We start from the raw sequence: 2,904 nt of genomic DNA, 5'->3' as shown, positions 1-2,904 counted from the left end.
ACTTTTTATTTTTGAATCTGTTAATAATAGAACGCTTTGGGAAGCAAAAAGGAATAAAGCTTTGTTACATGGTTTTTATTTAAATGAGAAGGATTCGGCTATAGAGATCTTGCAAGAACTTATCCACTCACCTATGGTGGATAACCAATTAAAATCTTATTGTAAATTGGATTTGGGAGACCTTTATTTATTAAATGAAGAACCTTGGGAATCTACTCTCCTCTATTCACAAGTAGAAAAAGATCAAAAAGAATCAACCTTAGGTTATGAAGCTAAACTAAGAAATGCGCGTTTGTCTTATTATAATGGTGATTTTGAATTAGCTTTGTCACATTTGGATATCTTAAAAGAAGCTACCAGTCGTGAAATTGCCAATAATGCCATGGAGTTGAGTTTAAGAATAAAGGATAATACTGTTTTCGATACCACTGCAGCTGCTATGAAGTCATATGCCGCTATTGAGCTTTTACTATTTCAAAACCAAAAGGAAATGGCCCTGAAAAAGCTGGAGGAACTTTTAAAAACATACCCTGGACATACCCTCACCGATGAAATTTGGTGGCTTCAGGCCAATATTTTTCAGGATTTGGGTGATTTTGATCAAGTTGTGAATAAGCTAAAGCTAATTGTGGATAATTTCCCTGAGGATATTCTAGGGGATGATGCAGCTTATCTTTTAGCCAAAGTTTATGAAGAAAATCTGGCAGATGAGAACAAGGCGATGGAGTTGTACCAGAATTTTTTGATTACTTATAAAGGGAGTATCTATGTACCCGATGCGCGCAAGCGATTCCGAAGGCTTAGAGGCGACATTGTGAATTAATTATTACTTTATCCACATGTATTAAATAATTGGTATTATTAAATAAAAAGGTGAAGTCCGTGCATATCACTATTGTAACTGAATAATGAGATTTTATTAATTTTTGCTTCTTAATAAATTTGGAAAGTGGATTGGCTTGTCAATTTCATTTCTTTTTTACTCTCTAATACCTTAATCAGATCATTTGAATTTCACAGTTATCATTGATTATTGTTCCTAATGTTTTGGGAATTTTTGTTCTTGGACACCTTTTTTTATTTTTTTCTTTAAATGTTACCTATTTTTTAAAATAAAATTTTTTTTGCGGATCTTTTTTTTATAATTTATTCCCGGTTTTCAATATTTTTTAACCTAAAATTTTCTACTGTAAACTCTATAACTCCTATGAACTTTGAACGAATATTTGATTTTCTACATCACCAGGTTCAGGAAAAACCGTTGGAAGATGCATTAGCCTGTAAAAAGAATGGTATATGGAAGAAATATTCTAGCCTTGATTTTCTCGATACGGTTAATAATGTGAGCTTGGGATTGATGAAATTAGGAGTAGAAAAAGGGGATAAAATAGGAATTATTTCTTTTAACCGGCCAGAATGGAATTTTATTGATTTTGGAATTCAACAGTTGGGCGCCATTAGTGTTCCTATGTATCCTAATTCCACTATAGAGGATTATCAATTTATTTTGGAAGATGCTGAAGTTAAATATTTGTTTGTAGCAGATCAGGGGTTATATGAAAAAGGGGTAGCTGCCAGTGAGCAAATTGATGGAGTGAAAGGTATTTTTACTTTTGACAAAATTTCGTCGGCAAAACATTGGCTGGAAGTAGAACAATTGGGAAAAGAAGAGGGTAAAAGAGAAGAACTGGAAATTGCTAAGAATCAGGTTCAATTTACGGATTTATTAACTATTATATATACTTCCGGGACTACAGGACGCCCCAAAGGAGTAAAACTTACCCATAAAAATGTGATCAGTAATTCCCTTTCAATGGTGGAGGCTGTACCCCATAATGAAGGTAGAATGGGACGTACTTTAAGCTTCTTACCCCTTTGTCATATTTTTGAAAGAACCTCAAATTATGTAAGTATATTATTGGGTAATGCAATCTATTATGCAGAAAGCATGGAAACGATTGCGGAAAACATAAAAGAGGTGAAACCGCATACTTTTTCTACAGTGCCTCGTCTGTTGGAAAAGGTTTATGATAAATTTATTACTAAAGGAATGGAACTCCAAGGGTTAAAGAAAGCCCTGTTTTTTTGGGCCTTAAATTTGGGGTTGCGTTTCGATCCTTCAAAAAATCAAGGAGGTTGGTATAACTTCCAGCTTTCTCTTGCCAATAAGTTGATATTTAGCAAAATGCGTGAGGCTTTGGGAGGAAATGTGGAATTTATTGTTTCCGGTGCCGCTGCTTTACAACCTCGACTTGCCAGGGTATTTTGGTCGGCAGGAATTAAGGTCCTGGAAGGTTATGGCCTTACCGAAACATCACCAGGAGTAACTTTCACAAGCTACGATCCAGATGATGTTCGGATTGGTACGGTAGGAGTCCCAATAAAAGGTGTTAAGGTAAAGATTGCAGAGGATGGAGAGGTTCTGGTAAAAGGGGATAATGTGATGGAAGGTTATTATAAACGTCCTGATGCCACCTCAGAAGCAATTGATTCCGAAGGATGGTTTCATACTGGGGATATTGGTAAATTAATTGAAAATCGATATCTCAAAATCACCGATCGTAAAAAGGAAATGTTCAAAACATCCGGTGGAAAATACATTGCTCCCCAGGTAATAGAGAATAAGTTTAAAGAATCTCTTTTGATTGAACAGGTGATGGTAGTAGGTGAAGGACAAAAATTTCCTGCCGCTTTATTGGTTCCTTTTGAGCAAGGATTGCACGAATGGTGTACTCATAAAGGTATTCCTCTTTCGAATCTGAATGATTTATTGAAAAATGAAAAAGTGATAGATAAATTCCAAAAAGAGGTTGATCGTTTAAATGAAAACTTTGCCCAATTTGAGCGCATAAAAAAGTTTGTTTTATTGCCTGAGCCTTGGACTGTTGATGGAGGAGAATTAAC

2 protein-coding genes are annotated in these 2,904 nt (G+C 35.1%); both read left to right on the top strand.

Annotated elements, in window-relative coordinates; translation table 11 throughout:
- Positions 1-823, top strand: an 823-nt coding sequence (locus E1171_RS03480) for a tetratricopeptide repeat protein (protein ID WP_155204107.1), incomplete at its 5' end; no start/stop codon positions are given.
- Positions 824-1,207: 384 nt separating this feature from the next.
- A partial coding sequence (locus tag E1171_RS03475) for an AMP-dependent synthetase/ligase (RefSeq protein ID WP_155204105.1) occupies positions 1,208-2,904 on the top strand: 1,697 nt, incomplete at its 3' end.

It is taken from the genome of Xanthovirga aplysinae (assembly GCF_009711365.1).
Classification (GTDB): Bacteria; Bacteroidota; Bacteroidia; order Cytophagales; family Cyclobacteriaceae; genus Xanthovirga; species Xanthovirga aplysinae.
The sequence above is the reverse complement of the archived record's forward strand: the minus strand, read 5'-3'. Positions and strand labels throughout refer to the sequence as shown.